The sequence below is a fragment of the Peribacillus sp. P4_C12 genome (assembly GCF_056402095.1).
Map to the genome: position 1 here is coordinate 1 of NZ_JBFUIB010000997.1, position 860 is coordinate 860.

Consider the following 860-nt stretch of genomic DNA (forward strand, 5'->3'; position numbering starts at 1 on the left):
ACTATCTTCCACTCATCTTCTGAAAAATCATGATTACCCATTTCTTCAGCAATAATTGAAAAACTATAATCATATATTTTATCTGGATCAACCGTTAGGGGTTTAAAATCTGTTTTAAAATCCATCGTACATTCCTCCTATTTTTCGTTTAGTTGTTTTTTCAAATCGGCAATGACCAGATTAAAACTGGAATGAACATTTTTATAATCAACATCGGGACGAGAAATCATAATCGTCTCAATTCCACATTCCAATGCTGCTTCCAATTTCTCATCAACAGATCCAACCTTGCCACTTTCTTTTGTAATCATTAACGTGACACCATATTGATTGTATAGCGCTTTGTTCAATTCTTTTGAAAATGGACCTTGAACCGCGACTATATTTTTTTGCTCTATGCCTAACTGAGCACATTTTTCCATATTATCAATGCGCGGAAGCATTCTCGCTATCACTCTTGTATTCTCCAGACCTACTAACTCTTTAGCAAAAATCGCTAAGGTTTTACTTCCAGTCGTTAGCATAATAACTCCCCGCTTTGTAGCAGCAAGCTTGGCGGCTTCAGCATAATCACGAACCATAATCAATTTCTCATTCTGGAATCGTTGACTTTCACGTTCATAACGAATATAAGGAACATTTGCTTCCTTTGCTGCCTGAAGAGCGTTTTTCGATGCTTCTTCTGCAAATGGGTGACTTGCATCAACTACCGCATGAAATCCTTCTTCGATGATTAAAGATGCCATATCTGTTGCAGTTAATCGTCCAATTTGGGTTGTTACCTTCGCATCTTGCAAACTTTTTGCTGCCGACTCGGTCACTACCGTTGCCAAAACTTGGAATCCCACCCGTTGGATTTC

1 protein-coding gene and 1 pseudogene are annotated in these 860 nt (G+C 38.3%); both read right to left on the bottom strand.

All coding sequences use genetic code 11. The features are described from left to right. Window positions 1–125 (bottom strand): annotated as a pseudogene (locus AC1DUW_RS30800) (precorrin-8X methylmutase); the annotation flags it as partial. 12 nt (window positions 126–137) lie between these two features. Continuing rightward, window positions 138–860, bottom strand: a 723-nt coding sequence (gene cobK, locus AC1DUW_RS30805) for a precorrin-6A reductase (protein WP_477644447.1), incomplete at its 5' end; no start/stop codon positions are given.